The sequence below is a fragment of the Rhizobium sp. BK456 genome (genome assembly GCF_014194045.1).
In the GTDB taxonomy this organism is placed as follows: domain Bacteria; phylum Pseudomonadota; class Alphaproteobacteria; order Rhizobiales; family Rhizobiaceae; genus Rhizobium; species Rhizobium redzepovicii.
This window is the reverse complement of record NZ_JACIAO010000001.1, coordinates 386786-402237: the sequence shown is the minus strand read 5'-3', so window position 1 is coordinate 402237 and position 15452 is coordinate 386786. Positions and strand designations below refer to the sequence as shown.

Below are 15452 nucleotides of genomic sequence, written 5' to 3'. Positions count from 1 at the left end.
CAAGGAGACTTCGATGACATCGCACAGACTGCTTCTCTCCGCAGCAATCCCCGCTTTGATGGCGCTGTCGGCCATGCCCGCCTCCGCCGAGACGCTGAAGGTTGTGGCCTCCTTCACCGTGCTTGCCGATGTTGTGAAACAGGTCGGCGGCGAGCACGTCAAGGTGACGAGCCTCGTCGGGCCGAACGGCGATCCCCATGAATTCGAGCCGTCGCCGGCCGATGCGAAGAATTTGAACGCGGCGCAGGTCACCTTCGTCAGCGGCGAGGGGCTGGAGGGCTGGATGGACCGGCTGATCACCGCCTCGGGCTATAAGGGCAAGCCGGTCACCGTTTCCGAAGGCATCAACACCCGCACCATGGAAGAGGACGGCGAAAAAATCACCGATCCGCATGTCTGGAACAGCCCCGTCAACGTCAAGGTCTGGGTCGCCAATATCGAAAAGGCGCTGTCATCGGCCGATCCCACGGACGCCGCCGCCTTCAAGGCCAATGCCGAGAAGTACACAAAGACGTTGGATGAATTGAACGCCTACGCCCACGCGAAATTCGACAAGGTGGCCGACGATCGCCGTAAGGTGCTGACCAGCCACGATGCCTTCGGCTATTTCGGCCGCGAATATAATGTCAGCTTCCTGGCGCCGCTTGGTCTGTCCACCGAAAGCGAGGCCTCGGCCGCCGACGTCGCCAAGCTGATCGAGCAGATCAAGGGCGAGCATGTGAAGGCCTATTTCTTCGAGAATTCCAACGATCCGCGGCTCGTCAAGCAGGTCGCCAAGGCAACGGGTGCCGAGCCTGGCGGCGAGCTCTATGTCGAATCGCTTTCCGACGCCAAGGGGCTGGCGCCGACCTATGAAAAGATGTTCAAATACAATGTCGACCAGCTCGCCGCCGCCATGGCGAAATCGAGCTGAGGATCGAGAGGGCTGCGGCTTCGGTCGCGGCCCTCAACGTAATCCAAGAAAAAGTGCCGCGCCGCTTTAATGGGGTTGCGTACAGCCGCCATCGTTTGGATATGCGTGTTGACACCGGAAGCAACGCAAGGCTGTATTCGGTCTCTGTGCGGAAGGTAGAGACGAGAATGCGCTTCATCAGCTTTATTGCGTTTTTGGCGATGGTGGCAGCGATGGCCTGCGGGCCGTTGGCCGAGGCTGGTGCCTTGGACGAAGATGCTTTTGGAAACATCCCGCTTGGCAAGGCCACGAAGTTTTCTCGGATATCGTCCTTCGATGCTCAGGCAGTTTGCCTGCTCCAGCCCTACCAGAATCGATTGCCTTCCAGCGATGCATTGGCCGTCCGGGTGAACGAATATCTGGCCGCGAGCAACTACGTGGCCGACGAAGGGCATTTTGCATTTGTGCTGATCGGCAAGGGGGCAATCGAGATTGCAGCCTTCCAACGTTCTCAGAAGCTCGATGTCCTGGCAGAGCATGAGGTTTCGTCCTCGGTCGAGGAGATGTTGCCAAAGGATTTTGCTTCCCATGACTGCGCAAGCGGTCAATCTGCAGCACTTGTCAAGATCGAGTTTCGAGCGAGAAACTATGTCTTGCTCGGCCAATCACCCGGAGCGCTTTAGATATTGAGGTCGAAGACAAGGATGCCGGCGAGACCTCCATCCGTCGACGAGACGATGCGCTCGCCGACGGTGACATGCTCGGGATGGATGAGATAGGCGTCGCGGGCCTCGGGGCTTTCAAAGGTCACGGCAAAACCGTCGACGAAGCCGCCATGCAGCCCTTCGGGCGAAACATTCGGCCCGTACTTGATATCCACTACGCCCGGAATGACCTGTTTCAACGCGGCGATCGCTTCGAACAGCGACTGCTTGTCTTCGTTCGTCATTGCGGTCTTCAGCCGCAGGAATACGCAGTGCAGGATCATCAGTGGTCCTCCCGATTTTCTTTGGCCCGATTTTCTTTTGGGTGGAGAATAGCGGCGAAAGCCGGGAGAGCAACGAGATTTATTTTCACGCAGACGTTGCGGCGCGAGCCAGGACCCGGGCAGATTACATCTGGTCGGTCTTGACCAGGGGCCGTTTGTAGATCTTCTGGACGAGATCGCTCGCCAGCGCGCGGGCTTCGTCTTTCTCAGCCGGCGTCATCGGCCGGCAGGTGTTCCTGGTGTTGGAACTGTCGAGCACCGTCGCGGCACCCGAATTGGCGATGACGAGATGCCAGCTGCAGGAGGCGACCTTGTCGATGGCGACTGCGCCATGGCAGCCTGTGGACAGGCAGAAGGCAACGGTCACCTGGGCGCCGTGATCGCCCTTATACGCCAGATCCATGGCCGTCTTGAAATCCTTGACCCAGCGCTCGCAGTGCCGCTGTTTGTCCCCCGGCAGGCAGCTCTTGGTGACGGGAGTGAGTTCGCTGGCCTGAAGCGGCGAGACGCAAAAAACACCCAGGGAGAGGGTGAGCAGAAACTTGAGCATGGAATTTTCCTTGTGCAAGCAATGAGAGGCGCACATCGCAGGCCGCAGGTCAATGGCCATCATTGGAAGGGAAGGCCGCAGTCGCGGCGGGTCGTCAAACCGTGCTCGCGCTGGAATTGATTGGCGATCGAACCGCCCGCAACGCGTGGCTGAAACCTTACGCGCTGGAGAGGCTGGCCGTCAGTTTCTAAATTCGGGCTGCGTCCGGTCGAGCGTGCGCTTGATCGATTCGAGATGGAGGCGTGCGGACTCCGGATCGCCTTCACGCATCTGCAGATAGGCCGCCTCGGCGATCTCCGGAGCGACAGGCAGGACCTTTCGCCCGGTCGACAGGGCAAGGGTCTGAACTTCGCAGGCTCTTTCGAGATAATAGAGGTCGTCCCAGGCTTCCGCTATGCTGGGGCCGCAGACCATGACGCCATGATGCTTCATGAAGACGATGTCGGCATCGCCGATCGCCGAGGCGATGCGATCGCCCTCGCGCTCGTCCAATGCGAGGCCGTTATAGTTCGAATCCACCGCGGTGCGCCCGTAGAATTTCAGGGCGGTCTGGCCGGCGAAGATGAGCGGCTCGCCCTCCGTCATCGAAAGTGCGGTGGCATAGGGCATGTGCGTATGAAAAGCAGCCTTTGCCCTGGGAATGTTCTTATGAATGCGGGCGTGAATGTAAAAGGCGGTCGCTTCCGGCTTTCCCTCTCCGGCAACGACGTGACCATGAAAATCGCAGACCAGCAGCATGGATGCGGTCAGCTCGCTGAACGCGTAGCCGTAAGGATTGACGAGGAACAGGTCGTCATAGCCCGGCACGACGGCGGAGAAGTGATTGCATATGCCTTCCTCCATTCCGTAGTGCGCCGCCATGCGGAAACAGGCGGCGAGATCGGCGCGCGCACGCCAGATTTCTTCGGTTTCCAGCTTCGGCTGATTGGGGCCGGCCGAACTTGAAACGGAGGAGGTGTTCAGTGAATGGGCCATGATGTTGCTCCCTGCTGGGGTGAAGGACGGCGGATGTCAGCTTGCGCTCAGGCGCCGGCGGACGATGCTCGTGTGGAACGTGGCGCCGTGGATCAGTCCGCCGTCGTTGAAATCGTAATTCGGATTGTGCAGCGGCGCCGAACCTTCGCCATTGCCGAGGAAGACGAAGCAGCCGGGGACATGGTCGAGAAACCGAGCGAAGTCTTCCGATCCGGTCATCGGCTCGCGCCGGACCTTGACGTTTTCGGACGGGAAGACGCTGCGGGCTGCGGCAAAGGCTTCCTCGGCCAGGGCGGCATCGTTGAGCAGGGGGACGAATTCCCGGGTATAATTCACCTCGGCCGCGACATTGTGGGCGAGCGCCGTCCCCTCGGCGATCAGGCGCATCTGCTTCTCGATCGCCGCGCTGACCTCGGGACGGAAGCTGCGGGCATCGCCCAGGATGCGCGCCAGCCCGGGCAGGGCGTTGCGGGTGCCGTCGGTCAGAAGTTCGGTCACCGAGACGACGCCGATATCGGTCGGGTCGAGCCGCCGGGAAACGATGGTCTGGAGGTTCGTCACCAATGCGCAGGCGGCGACCAAGACTTCGTTGCCGGAGTGCGGACGCGCGGCGTGTCCGCCGACGCCCTTCAGCACGATCTCGAAATTATCCTCCGCCGACATGATCGCGCCGGCGCGGGTCTGGAAAACGCCGAGCGGAAGACCCGGCATGTTGTGCAGCCCGTAGATTTCGTCGAAGGGAAAACGCGTCATCAGGCCGTCGCCGAGCATCGCCAGGGCGCCTTTGCCCCATTCCTCGGCCGGCTGAAAGATGAACCGGACGGTGCCGTCGAAATCGCCGTCCTCCGCCAGCATCCTGGCGGCGCCAAGCAGCATCGCCGTATGGCCGTCATGGCCGCAGGCATGCATCAGGCCTTCGGTCTGCGAGCGATAGGGCCGATCGCCCTGTTCGGGAATTCTGAGCGCATCCATATCGGCGCGCAGCGCGATAGAGCGGTTGCCGCCGCCGCGCCGGAGCGTTCCGACAACCCCGGTGCCGCCGACACCTTCGACAACCTCGTCGAGCCCGAACTCCCGCAGTTTCCGGGCGACGAAAGCCGCCGTCCGCTTCTCCTCGAAGCCGAATTCGGGATGGCTGTGGAGCTCGTGCCTCCAGGCGGTCATGTCCTGTTCCAGCGTCCGGCTGTCCATGCTCATTCGGGCAATTCCCCTGTTGCGAGTCCGCAAACGACGTCGAGGAGGATATTCGCTCCCGCGATGAGGTCTACGTCTGTCGTGAACTCCTTCGGATTGTGACTGATGCCGCTGCGGCTGGGAACGAAGATCATCGCGCTTGGCGCGATGCGGGCGATCATCTGGGCATCATGGCCGGCGCCCGATGTCATGCGCCTGCACGCCAGGCCGCGATCCCCGGCGGCCGCTTCGATCAGCCGAACGTTCGCCGGATCGAACTTGACCGGCTCGAACCGCGCCAGCCGCTCGGCTGAAATGCCGACCTTTTCCTCGGCCGAAAGCAGCTCGAGGAAGGCAGCGAGCGCGGCTTCCTCTTCCTTCAGGCGGTCTTCGTCCGGATCACGCAGATCGACCGTGAACGTCGCGCGAGAGGGAATGACATTGATGGCGTTCGGCTCGAAGGCGATGCAGCCGACGGTCGCGACAGTCGGGGTGTTCGAGGATTTCGCCCGGTCCCGCAGAAAGGCGATGACGCGGGCCGCCGCGTATCCGGCGTCCCGGCGCATCGAGATCGGTGTCGTGCCTGCATGGTTCGCATCGCCGTCGATGGTCACCCTCTGCCAGGAAATGCCCTGCAGGTTCTCGACCGCGCCGACCGATACGCCCTCTCTTTCGAGAACGGGACCCTGCTCGATATGCAGTTCGACATAGGCGTGCGGCGTCATGAAGCCGGGCGCATGGGTGCCGGCATAGCCGATCCGCGCCAGTTCATCGCCGAGCAGAGTGCCGTCGGTGCCCAACATCTTCAGCGCGGCGGCGACATCGAGGCCTCCGGAATAGACCAGCGAACCCATCATATCAGGCGCATAGCGCACCCCTTCCTCATTGGTGAAGGCGGCAACGACAATCGGGCGCGACGGTTCGAACCCTTCGTCTTTCAGCGTCTGGATCACCTCCAGGCCGGCCAGCACGCCATAACATCCGTCATAGATGCCGGCATTGATCACCGTGTCGATGTGAGAGCCGATCATAATCGGCTTTTCCTCCCCGCCCGCGCCATTCCAGATGCCGAAGATGTTGCCGATATGGTCGACCGCAACCTCCAGTCCGGCTTCCTCAAGCCAGGCAACAAACTGATCGCGCCCCAGCTTTTCGCTATCGGAGGCCGCCAATCGGACAAGCCGTCCCTCCGCATCGCGGCCGATCTCGCCGAGCGTGGAGATTCGCCTGAGCAGACGCGCCGGATCGATTGAACGGCGGCTCATGCTGAAGCTCCGGTCTTGAATTTCGCGGCGACCGCGGCCGGTGATCGCCCGACGATCTCTTGATATTTGCCGGGATCGGTCGCGCCTTCGGTGTTCACCAGCAATATGCGCGAATGGCCGTCGAGAGACAGGGCTTGTTTGATCGCGGGATCGCCGACAGCGCGGATCAGCCCGGCAAGCCCGACGCCGCCGCTTTCGCCGGCGACAATCGCCGGGTCGTTTCCAACGGGATCGGCAAGCCGCTTCATCACCGCGATCGCCTCGTCTTCGTCAACGGTCATGAACGCGTCGGCGACGCGGGAGAGGATACGCCAGGCGACGAGGGACGGTTCGTAACATTCGAGCATCGCCATGACGGTCGGCTCGCCATGGGCAACGGTCACCGGATGTCCGGCGCGCGCCGTTTCGAACAGGCAGGCGGCGCGGGCGGGATCGACGACTGTGAAGGTCGGGCGTTCCTCGCCGAAGGCGATGGCCATGTGGCCTGCGACAGTGGCGGCAATCCCGCCGACGCCTGCCTGGAGGAAGACATGGGTGGGCGGCTGCGGCATTGCCCTGAGCGCTTCCCGGACTAGGGCGGTGTAACCCTGCATCACCAGCCCGGGAATGCGCTCATAGCCGGGCCATGAGGTGTCCGAGACGATGGTCCAGCCCTTTTGCTCAGCCATGCGCGCCGCCTCCCGAACGGAATCGTCATAGGTGCCGTCCACACGGATCATCTCGGCGCCGAAGCGGGCGATGGCGGCGACGCGTTCGTCGCTGACGCCGGCATGCACGAAAATCGCCGCCCGGGCGCCGACCAGCCGCGCGCCCTGGGCCACCGACCGGCCGTGATTGCCGTCGGTGGCGCAGGCGACGGTCATCGTCTCGGCCACCTCTCGCACATCGGAAGAATGCAATTCGGAGACATCGACGGGACGGCCGAGCCTCCTTGCTGCTTCCTCGAGGACCAGCCGGATCACGGCATAGGCACCGCCAAGCGCCTTGAAACTTCCAAGGCCGAGTCGGTGGCCCTCGTCTTTCACATGGATCGAGCCGACACCGAGTTCGGCCGCCAGCGTCGGCAAGGCGACGAGCGGCGTTTCCGCATGGTTTTCCCGGAATGCCAGGTGGCGCTCGACGGCGTCTGCCGCCTCCATCCCGAGGATTTCGGCGTCTCGCGGGTCGAGGGGCTGGCGGTAGTCGGCATTGGTGTTCAGCAGAAACATGAGCGCCTCATTTCAATTGTTCGGCTAAAACATATTGCAGGCGAGGTGAAAAAGGCGCTGTATTTCGGGCTTGGTTTTGCAATTTTGTTTCGCTGGAGTCCCGTTTTGAGCCGGCCGCTAAAATCTCCGTTGGATGCTTTCGATCACAAAATCCTGGCGATCCTGCAAAGGGACAACACCACGCCGCAACGCACGATCGGCGAAGCCGTCGGCCTGTCCGCGCCCGCCGTCCAGCGCCGGATCAAGCGTATGACGGAGGATGGGGTCATCCGGTCAAACGTCGCCGTTCTCGACCCTGCAGCGCTCGGCCAATCGATCACCATCTTCGTCGAGGTGGAGGTTATCAGCGAAACGGCAAAACAGATCGAAGAGGCCAAAAGCCAGTTCGCAGCCGCGCCCGAAATCCAGCAATGCTACTACGTCACCGGCGAAGCCGATTTCATCCTGGTCATCGTCGTCCCCGCAATGGCCGACTACGAGGCGCTGACGCGGCGGCTGTTCTTCGGCAACAACAACGTCAAACGCTTCCGCACATTCGTCGCGATGGATCGGGTGAAGGTCGGTTTAAGTGTTCCCATCGGGCGCTGAGACTGGCGGCTCCGATGAGGCTCGCTCAGTCAGTGGCAACCTCTTCCGCACGTTCAGACGAATCGGCGACGATAGAGGTTCCGTACGCTAGCTGTGAACCCCAGCACAGCTTATTTCTTGCGGGAAAAGTGTGGACGCACGATAGCTTCACCAGCGCGACGCTACAGCGCCAGCTATGGTAGGTCTATCAGCTAACGTACCGTCAGACATTTGCTTTAGGTGATCAATGCCCCACCGTTTGTTTCTGGTCAGTTCAGAGGAAATACAACATCTCAATGACGAACAGGCCCGCGAACTAGTTGCGCGACTTGTCCGTGCTGAGGCCGAAAAACTGGGCGCAGCCAATAATTCCGTAACTTGGGGCGGAGATCAGAGGGCAAAAGACGGTGGTATTGACGTGCGCTTCACATCGTCGGCACTTGCCTCAAACAGCAGCTACCTACCGACAAGCTGTGTTGGCTATCAGGTCAAGGCAGAAAAATTCCCGCCGTCCAAGATAAACGGTGAAATGGCACCAACGGGCGTTATTGGTGCGTCGATAGCCGATCTGCTACGAGACAACCATGCGTACATAATCGTCTCCACTAAAGATAGTGCCTCGGACAGCTCGCTCGCTACTCGTAAGTCTAAAATGGCAGAGTGCGCGAAAGATGCGGGCTTGGATGGCAAAGGCGCACTAGATTTTTTCGATGCGCGGCGCCTTGCAGACTGGGTGGAGCAGTACCCCTCAATTGGCGTTTGGGTGAAAGATATCGTTGCTGCTCCTATTCAAGGCTGGCAGCCATATGGCGCATGGGCCTACCGAGAAAGCGATCCCCAATCAGAGTACCTTATTGACGACAAGGTCAAAGTTTTCGCACCTAATGCTGACAAAGGCAGCAATGCGCTTGAGGCAATTGATGCCATTAGACAGGATCTGACGTCTGGTCGCACGGTAAGGCTGGTTGGTCTTTCTGGTGTTGGGAAAACGCGACTAGTACAAGCGCTTTTTGATCCCCGTATTTCAACCGCCACACCCGCACTGTCATTGGATGCAGTGATATATGCCGACCTATCAGACCATTTGGAACCGCAACCAACTACAATGGTAGAAACGTTAGCCGGCGGTAGCGTGCCGACGTTTCTCATCATCGACAACTGTGGGCAAGAACTGCACAAGCGCTTGGCTGAAATGGTAGAACAGGCCTCGTCACGCATCTCCCTGCTAACAGTGGAATACGACATTCGAGATGATCTACCTGAGGCGACAAGCTGCTACCGACTAGAAGGCTCTTCAGAGGCAGTAATTAAAGAGTTGCTAGGACGCCGGTACACGCAGTTGTCTGATAGCGACATTGACAGAGTTGCAGATTTTTCAGACGGAAATGCGCGCGTAGCGTTCGCCTTGGCAAGTGCCTCTGAACGCAGCAATGAACTGGCTCAGCTAACCGATGATGCACTATTCAGGCGACTTTTTAACCAGAAGCAAACCGAGAGCGACGAACTTCTTCGATGTGCCGAAGCGGCCAGCCTTCTCTACTCATTTGATGGCGATGACGCGAGTGATGGTTCCGAACTAGCGCTTCTTGGATCGACGAGCGGCCTGTCTGCAACGGTGCTCTATCGTGGCATCGCGGAATTGCAACGCAGGGGCTTGGTTCAGCAGCGAGGAAAGTGGCGGGCAGTGTTACCCCACGCTATTGCAAACAAATTGGCTGCAAGGGCAATCGAGAATATACCGCCTTCCATTGTAATCGACACCTTGATCAACAAGGCATCTGAAAGGGTTGCGAAATCCTGCTCGCGTAGGCTCGGTTATCTTCATACCTCTTCCACCGCTCAGCAGATAGTCACAGAGTTTCTAAAGCCCGGTGGCCAATTCGATCCCGTTCACACCTTGGATTATACCGGGCGGCAGATACTAAAGAATTTGTTGCCCGTTGACCCAATTTCCGGCTTATCTGCTCTCCGCAGGTCGGTAAAACACGTCGATACGTCAACGATAGATGTACACATCGCATCCGATCTTGTGCGGATGGTAAAATCTCTAGCCTATGACTCGGCGATGTTTGCCGATGCATTGAAGGCTCTCATTGCTTTCGTCGAAGGCGATGACATTCGAGATCGTAGCAGCTCATCTCACGAGGCAGTTGTCTCTCTTTTCAGTTGCCATTTATCCGGAACACATGCGTCACCGGAGGAGCGTGTTTCATCCACCCGTGCATTGATACACAGCAACAAGCCGTTGCTCGCAAGGTTAGGATTAGAAGCGCTCAAGCAATCGTTGGAGACAGCCCATTTCTCCAGCCAATTCGAAGTAGATTTCGGTGCTCGTCGGAGGGACTATGGATGGTCTCCGAAAAGTCGAGATGACGTCCTGCGGTGGTATGGAGGCTTTTCAAAGCTTGCCCTTGAGATTGCATTGCCAGAAGACATCAACGGTCCAGTGCGCCACCTCTTAGGGCGAGCTGTACGCGGTCTGTGTGAAGATGCCGGAATGATCAGCGAGGTAGAGGCGATCGCACATGCGCTCGCTACTTCAGGTGGCTGGATCGATGGTTGGATCGGTGTTCGCGAAACTTTGCATTGGGGAAAATCAGTCATTCCGTCAGACATGTTAGAGCGCCTCAACGCTTTGGAGCGGCTTCTAGCGCCCAATGATCTATTGGGGGAAATCCGCAGTACGGTCCTGACCCGCGACGCCGGTATATTAGATCTATTGGATGACAGTGAGGAGCCTGACTACTCTAATCGCCACAATAAAATGCTTGAGAATGCAAAGCGGCTGGGAAGTTTGGCGGCGAATGAGCGGACGCTCATATCGGAACTCTTGCCTGAACTGCTCACAGACCGCTCTAATGAAGCAAGCGTGTCTTTTGGCAACGGTTTAGGAGCAACGCTAAGCGACCCAGATAAACTGCTCTCAGAAGCCAAAGAGATTATAGCAGGGATGAAACCTGCGGACGTAAGCTTGCACACGATCAGAGGGCTTTTGCGCGGTTGGCAAGAGGTTGATGCGGCGACCGTTGAAACCTTCCTAGATAATGCAGTGCTAGACCCAATTTGGGGAAAGTGGTTCCCAGAATTGCAATGGGTTGTTGGCCTGGAGGGCGATGGTGCGGACCGAATATTCAAAGCTTTGCGTGCTGGTATCGCGCCATCTTGGCAATACCGGTATATTTCTTGGGGACGCGCATCGGATATCTTAGCCCCTGACGTCATTGAGGCTCTTGCTAATTCCTTGTCAGAAATTCCTGATGGAGGTGCGATAGCGATCAATCTGTTAGGAATGGTAATTCATTCCACCAAAGAGCGAGGCGAATACTTCGCTGTCGACATCGCTTACAGGATCGGAGCTTTCCTAGCTCGCGTCGATCTTTCAACATGTAAGGTCGATGACACCATGGTGGATCATCATCTAGGTCGATTGATCACCTTCGCTTTGGACAACACGTCTTCCGAGTCTCTCGATAATAAAATTTTACAAAACCTACTATTATGGGAGCGATCCAAACGCAGGAAATACGCCTTCAGACGTGGCCGACAACTGCAGCCTTTTTTCAAGCTGAGACCGATATTGGCGCTGAATGCGATCTATCAATCTGATCCAGATGGTAGCTATCGGACCGCAGCCCGGCTTGCCGCAGACCATGACAACGAGCGCGGCAGTCGACCTATGGAGGCTGTGCCTCTAGAGGCCGCTTTGGAGTGGTGCTCTGTGTCCCCGGAAGATCGCTATCTCTTCATCGCCGCGACATGCGTGCTTTACGCTCCAAAGAAGCCCGGCGAGGAAAATAGCGATAGAGGCTTATCGGAAATCGCAAGTGAAGTGTTCAAGGCCGCTCCCGACAAAAGGCAGGTACTCAATGCATATATCAGGCGACTTATGCCTATGAGCTGGTCAGGTTCGAGAGCGGAGAAGCTGCGGCAGCGGCTCGGTATTCTTGGTGACCTGGCTTCTTTAGTCAGCGGGGAAGATGCGCAAATTGTAGATGATGAACGGACGCGCATGCTAAAAATCGTAAACGAAATGAGAGAGCAGGAAGACGCAGAGGAGAGAACGAGGAACGAGACGTTCGAGTAGCGTTTGGTCGTGCCCCGCCGCGCGCTGGTTCTTATTGTAGGCAAGAACATCTTGTGCAATGCAATAGCCACAACAGGGGGCATTCTCACCTTGCCATCCTCGAAAGCCCGGTTTCTACTGTTTTCGAGCGATGGTGGGCGCTCCCTCCGGGCCTCTCACTTTGTCTAGTGGCCAAAGGTGGCCTTTGCCGCCGAGACCGGTAACCGCTGAAACCGGGCGCTCCGCTCACGCCCGCTTGGTCAGCGGAAACCGCTCCCGCAGCAGTCGCAGCACGGATTCCGAAGCGATCGGCGGGCCGAACAGATAGCTTTGCCCGTAGTTGCAGCCCATCTTGGCGAGCTCGATCGCATCCTCGTTGGATTCGATCCCTTCGGCCACCACCTTCATTTCAAGTTCGCGCGCCATTGCGATGACCGAGCGGAGCACGGTCGCCTTCTTGTCGCTGCCGTCGCGCACCAGGGCCTTGTCGAGCTTGATCATGTCGAAGGGGAAGCGGGTCAGATAGGCGAGCGAGGAATAGCCGGTGCCGAAATCGTCGAGCGCCAGGCCTATGCCGGCTTCCTTCAGCTTCTGCAGCACGAGGCGGGCCTGTTCCGGATTTTCCATCACCATGGACTCGGTCAGTTCGAGCTTGAGGCGGGCGGGCTGGCAATGGGTCTTGGCGAGAACCGAGCGCACGTCGTCATAGAGCTCGTTGTTGAGCAACTGCACGCTCGACAGGTTGATCGACACGAAGATCGGCAATTCGCCGGTCTGGTTCTGCCAGCTCATCAGATCGTTGGTCGCTTGCTCCAGCGCGAACATGCCGAGCGGGCCGATGAGATCGGAGGCCTCGGCGATCGGGATGAATTCGGATGGCGGAATATTGCCGCGTTTGGGATGTTCCCAGCGCATCAGCGCTTCGAAACCGGCGACCTCGACATCTTCAAGCCGGGCGATCGGCTGGTAGACCATCGACAATTCCTTGCGCTCAATGGCGCGGCGCAGATCCGTTTCGAGCTGCAGCCGGTCGGTGCCGAAGTCGCGGAAGGCCGGCTGGAACGGCTCGACCCGGTTGCCGCCGGCCCGTTTTGCCCGGTACATGGCAAGCTCGGCATCGCTGAGCAGGCCGCTGGCGCTCTCCTGCCGGTCGACCCAGGAGGTCAGGCCGATCGACGCGGTCAGGATGATCTCGCGGTTGGCGAAGTTGATCGGCACCATGATCGCCTTGCTGATCGCATCGGCGAAATCGGCGACCTTGGCCGGATTGTGCTCGGACACCAGGATCAGGCCGAACTGGTCGCCGGCGAGCCGCGCCAGCGTGTCCTGCGGCTTCAACAGCCGGCGCAGGCGCCGGGTCAGCGCAATCAGGATATTGTCGCCGGCAGCGACGCCGAGTGCATCATTGACCAGCTTGTAGCGGTCGATGTCGATCACCATCACGGTGGGCTTGAGCGTATCGCCACCCGGCGCCAGCGCCAGCACCGCCTGCAGCCGATCGAGGAACACCTGCCGGTTCGGCAGGCCGGTGAGATTGTCATGCAGCGCATCGTGCAGCAGCCGCTCGACGGAATTCTTCTGCTCGGTGACGTCGACGATCGTGCCGACGCAGCGGATGATCTCGCCGTTCGAGCCGAGCACCGGCCGGGCGCGGATCAGCAGCCAGTGGAAATGCCCGTCCTCGGCGCGGATGCGGAACTCGTGGTTCAGCCGGCCGCGCCGGTGTTCGAGCAGCACGTCGAGCGTGGCGCGGAAGCGGTCGCGATCGTCGGGGTGCAGCCGCGGCAGCCAGTTGCGCGCCGCCCCATGCATGGTGCCCGGGGACAGGCCGAGCTTGGTCGAAACATCGGGAATGGTGACGACGCGGTCGCGCGCCACGTCCCAATCCCACACCATGTCGCCGGATCCGGTCAGCGCCAGCGATTGCCGCTCGAGATCGGAAAACAGCCCCTGCTGGAAGGCGCCGCCTGCAAAGGCGTGCTGCATGACGGTGAAGCCGATCAGAAGCACAATGAGCACCAGGCCGCCGCCGAGGGCCGGCTGGATGATGTCGTTGTCGAGCCGTCCGGTGACCGTCAGCCATGCGCCGAACAGCCAGACGAGCGTCAGCGCCCAGGCGGGCACCAAGAGGATGGCGCGGTCGTAGCGGTTGAAGCCGAGATAGACGATCAGCAGCAGCCCGGTCGCCGCCGTCAGCGCGAAGGAAAGCCGGGCGATGCCGGCGGCAATCGACGGATCGTAGATCGCGACGCCGAAGAGCAGGGCAAGGCCGAGCACCCAGGCGAGCGTCGCGTAGCCGAGATGCGCATGCCAGCGGTTGAGGTTCAAATAGGTGAACAGGAAGATGACGAAACTGGAGGCCAGCGCCACCTCGGCGCAGGCGCGCCATATTCGCTGGTCGGCCGAGGCCACACTGATCAGCTTGCCGAGAAAGCCGAAGTCGACGCAGATATAGCCGAGCACCGCCCAGGCCAGAGCCGCAGTCGCCGGCAGCATCGAGGTGCCCTTGACGACGAAGAGGATGGTCAGGAACACCGCCAGCAGGCCGGCAATGCCGAGCACGATGCCGCGGTAGAGCGTGAAGGCGTTGATCGTGTCCTTGTAGGCGTTCGGTTCCCAAAGGTAGATCTGCGGCAGTTCCGGCGTCGACAGTTCGGCGACGAAGGTGATGACGGCGCCGGGGTTCAGCGTGATGCGGAAGACGTCGGCCTCGTCGCTCGGCTGCCGGTCGAGCGCGAAACCTTCGCTGGGCGTAATCGCGCTGATGCGCTGCGAGCCGAGATCCGGCCAGAACAGCTTGGAATTGACCAGCCGGAAATGCGGCGCGACGATGACCCGCTCCAGCTGTTCCTCCGAGACGTTGGCGAGCGCGAACACCGCCCAGTCGCCCTGGTGATTTTCAGAGCTTGCCCTGACCTCGATGCGGCGGCGGATACCGTCGGCGCCGGCCGCCGTCGAAACCTGGAAGGCCTCGCCCTGGTTGACGTAGATTTCGGTCGTCGCGGTCAGGTCGAGCGCGGTGTCGTCACGGGAAATCTTCACCGGTTCGGCCGCCTGGGCCGCGCCCGCCGAAAGGGCGAACACCGCCAGCAAAAAGGCTGCGATCACCGCGATCAAACGTCCGGACGGTGACTTGGGCAGCATGCGGTCTCTGGTCATCGGCTGTCGGTTTTCCTGCCTTTATCCGTATCGGTGGCGAGACGTGAAAACATCACATGGTCATGCCACTGACCGTTGATCTTCAAGTATCCGCGCAGATAACCTTCCTGCTGAAACCCGGCCTTTTCAAGCAGGCGGATGCTGCGCGCGTTATCTGGAATACAGGCTGCTTCGATACGGTGCAACTCAAGCCCGGTGAAGATATAAGGAATAACCATTTGAAGGGCGGCGAACATATGCCCCTGGCCGGCATGGCGCTCGCCCATCCAGTAGCCGATCATGCAGCTTTGTGCCGCGCCCCGCCTGATATAACCGATGGTGATGCCGCCGACGAGGGTGTGGTTTTCCTTGAGGAAAATGAACAGCGGGATTGCCTGGCCCGAGGCATATTCCTGCTTGCCGCGGATGACGCGGGCGCGGTAGGCGCCCTCCGTCAGCTCGTCGCGCCGCCAAGTCGGCTCCCAGGGCTCCAGGAACTTGCGGCTTTCGGCGCGCAGCCGGTGCCATTGGTTGAAATCCTGGTAGCGCGGCAGGCGCAAGAGATATCGGTCGTTTTCCAGCTCGACCGCATCCGGCTGCCGCGACAGAAACCGAAACACCGATTTTGGCATC

General features: G+C 59.8%; 12 protein-coding genes. 4 read left to right on the top strand and 8 right to left on the bottom strand.

Annotation, left to right across the window (positions count from 1 at the left end):
• The first annotated feature begins 13 nt into the window (after positions 1-13).
• Together FHX03_RS02330 and FHX03_RS02325 are read left to right on the top strand one after the other, a co-directional pair.
• Positions 14-913: a metal ABC transporter substrate-binding protein gene (locus FHX03_RS02330; RefSeq protein ID WP_183852433.1), complete on the top strand. Its 900-nt coding sequence runs from the start codon at positions 14-16 to the stop codon at positions 911-913.
• A gap of 167 nt (positions 914-1080) precedes the next feature.
• Entirely contained in the window at positions 1081-1575 is a 495-nt protein-coding gene (locus tag FHX03_RS02325) for a hypothetical protein (RefSeq protein ID WP_183852431.1), read from the top strand.
• Here FHX03_RS02325 and FHX03_RS02320 read toward each other — a convergent pair.
• The 6 genes from FHX03_RS02320 to FHX03_RS02295 all read right to left on the bottom strand — a co-directional run bounded on the left by FHX03_RS02320 (position 1572) and on the right by FHX03_RS02295 (position 7051).
• The gene (locus tag FHX03_RS02320; RefSeq protein ID WP_183852430.1) at positions 1572-1880 is read right to left on the bottom strand and encodes a Dabb family protein; all 309 of its coding nucleotides are present in this window, start codon (positions 1878-1880) and stop codon (positions 1572-1574) included. The genes FHX03_RS02325 and FHX03_RS02320 overlap by 4 nt on opposite strands.
• A gap of 124 nt (positions 1881-2004) precedes the next feature.
• The gene (locus FHX03_RS02315; RefSeq protein ID WP_183852428.1) at positions 2005-2430 is read right to left on the bottom strand and encodes a hypothetical protein; all 426 of its coding nucleotides are present in this window, start codon (positions 2428-2430) and stop codon (positions 2005-2007) included.
• A 180-nt stretch (positions 2431-2610) separates the two neighbouring features.
• Positions 2611-3405 carry an aldolase gene (locus tag FHX03_RS02310; protein ID WP_183852426.1) on the bottom strand — a complete coding sequence of 265 codons (795 nt, stop codon included), beginning with the start codon at positions 3403-3405 and terminating at the stop codon, positions 2611-2613.
• A 36-nt stretch (positions 3406-3441) separates the two neighbouring features.
• Positions 3442-4602 carry a M20 aminoacylase family protein gene (locus FHX03_RS02305; RefSeq protein ID WP_183852424.1) on the bottom strand — a complete coding sequence of 387 codons (1161 nt, stop codon included), beginning with the start codon at positions 4600-4602 and terminating at the stop codon, positions 3442-3444.
• Entirely contained in the window at positions 4599-5843 is a 1245-nt protein-coding gene (locus tag FHX03_RS02300) for a Zn-dependent hydrolase (protein WP_183852422.1), read from the bottom strand. The genes FHX03_RS02305 and FHX03_RS02300 overlap by 4 nt, the downstream gene beginning before the upstream one ends.
• Positions 5840-7051, bottom strand: a complete 1212-nt coding sequence (locus FHX03_RS02295) for a diaminopropionate ammonia-lyase (protein WP_183852420.1) — start codon at positions 7049-7051, stop codon at positions 5840-5842. The genes FHX03_RS02300 and FHX03_RS02295 overlap by 4 nt, the downstream gene beginning before the upstream one ends.
• Positions 7052-7156: 105 nt before the next feature.
• Here FHX03_RS02295 and FHX03_RS02290 point away from each other — a divergent pair, with 105 nt between their 5' ends.
• Positions 7157-7639: an Lrp/AsnC family transcriptional regulator gene (locus tag FHX03_RS02290; RefSeq protein WP_183852418.1), complete on the top strand. Its 483-nt coding sequence runs from the start codon at positions 7157-7159 to the stop codon at positions 7637-7639.
• Positions 7640-7865: 226 nt separating this feature from the next.
• Entirely contained in the window at positions 7866-11702 is a 3837-nt protein-coding gene (locus FHX03_RS02285; RefSeq protein ID WP_183852416.1) for a hypothetical protein, read from the top strand.
• Positions 11703-11927: 225 nt separating this feature from the next.
• Here FHX03_RS02285 and FHX03_RS02280 read toward each other — a convergent pair whose 3' ends face one another.
• Together FHX03_RS02280 and FHX03_RS02275 are read right to left on the bottom strand one after the other, a co-directional pair.
• On the bottom strand, positions 11928-14840 hold the full coding sequence (locus FHX03_RS02280) for a sensor domain-containing phosphodiesterase (RefSeq protein WP_064837171.1): 2913 nt from the start codon (positions 14838-14840) through the stop codon (positions 11928-11930).
• On the bottom strand, positions 14837-15451 hold the full coding sequence (locus FHX03_RS02275) for a GNAT family N-acetyltransferase (RefSeq protein ID WP_003588059.1): 615 nt from the start codon (positions 15449-15451) through the stop codon (positions 14837-14839). Before FHX03_RS02275 ends, FHX03_RS02280 begins: the two co-directional genes overlap by 4 nt.
• Between the last annotated feature and the right edge of the window lies 1 nt (position 15452).

Coding starts and splice junctions, on each gene's coding strand:
- FHX03_RS02330 (WP_183852433.1), top strand. CDS start 14: ATGACATCGCACAGACTGCTTCTCTCCGCAGCAATCCCCGCTTTGATG.
- FHX03_RS02285 (WP_183852416.1), top strand. CDS start 7,866: ATGCCCCACCGTTTGTTTCTGGTCAGTTCAGAGGAAATACAACATCTC.
- FHX03_RS02305 (WP_183852424.1), bottom strand. CDS start 4,602: ATGAGCATGGACAGCCGGACGCTGGAACAGGACATGACCGCCTGGAGG.
- FHX03_RS02320 (WP_183852430.1), bottom strand. CDS start 1,880: ATGATCCTGCACTGCGTATTCCTGCGGCTGAAGACCGCAATGACGAAC.
- FHX03_RS02300 (WP_183852422.1), bottom strand. CDS start 5,843: ATGAGCCGCCGTTCAATCGATCCGGCGCGTCTGCTCAGGCGAATCTCC.
- FHX03_RS02315 (WP_183852428.1), bottom strand. CDS start 2,430: ATGCTCAAGTTTCTGCTCACCCTCTCCCTGGGTGTTTTTTGCGTCTCG.
- FHX03_RS02310 (WP_183852426.1), bottom strand. CDS start 3,405: ATGGCCCATTCACTGAACACCTCCTCCGTTTCAAGTTCGGCCGGCCCC.
- FHX03_RS02295 (WP_183852420.1), bottom strand. CDS start 7,051: ATGTTTCTGCTGAACACCAATGCCGACTACCGCCAGCCCCTCGACCCG.
- FHX03_RS02280 (WP_064837171.1), bottom strand. CDS start 14,840: ATGACCAGAGACCGCATGCTGCCCAAGTCACCGTCCGGACGTTTGATC.
- FHX03_RS02325 (WP_183852431.1), top strand. CDS start 1,081: ATGCGCTTCATCAGCTTTATTGCGTTTTTGGCGATGGTGGCAGCGATG.
- FHX03_RS02275 (WP_003588059.1), bottom strand. CDS start 15,451: ATGCCAAAATCGGTGTTTCGGTTTCTGTCGCGGCAGCCGGATGCGGTC.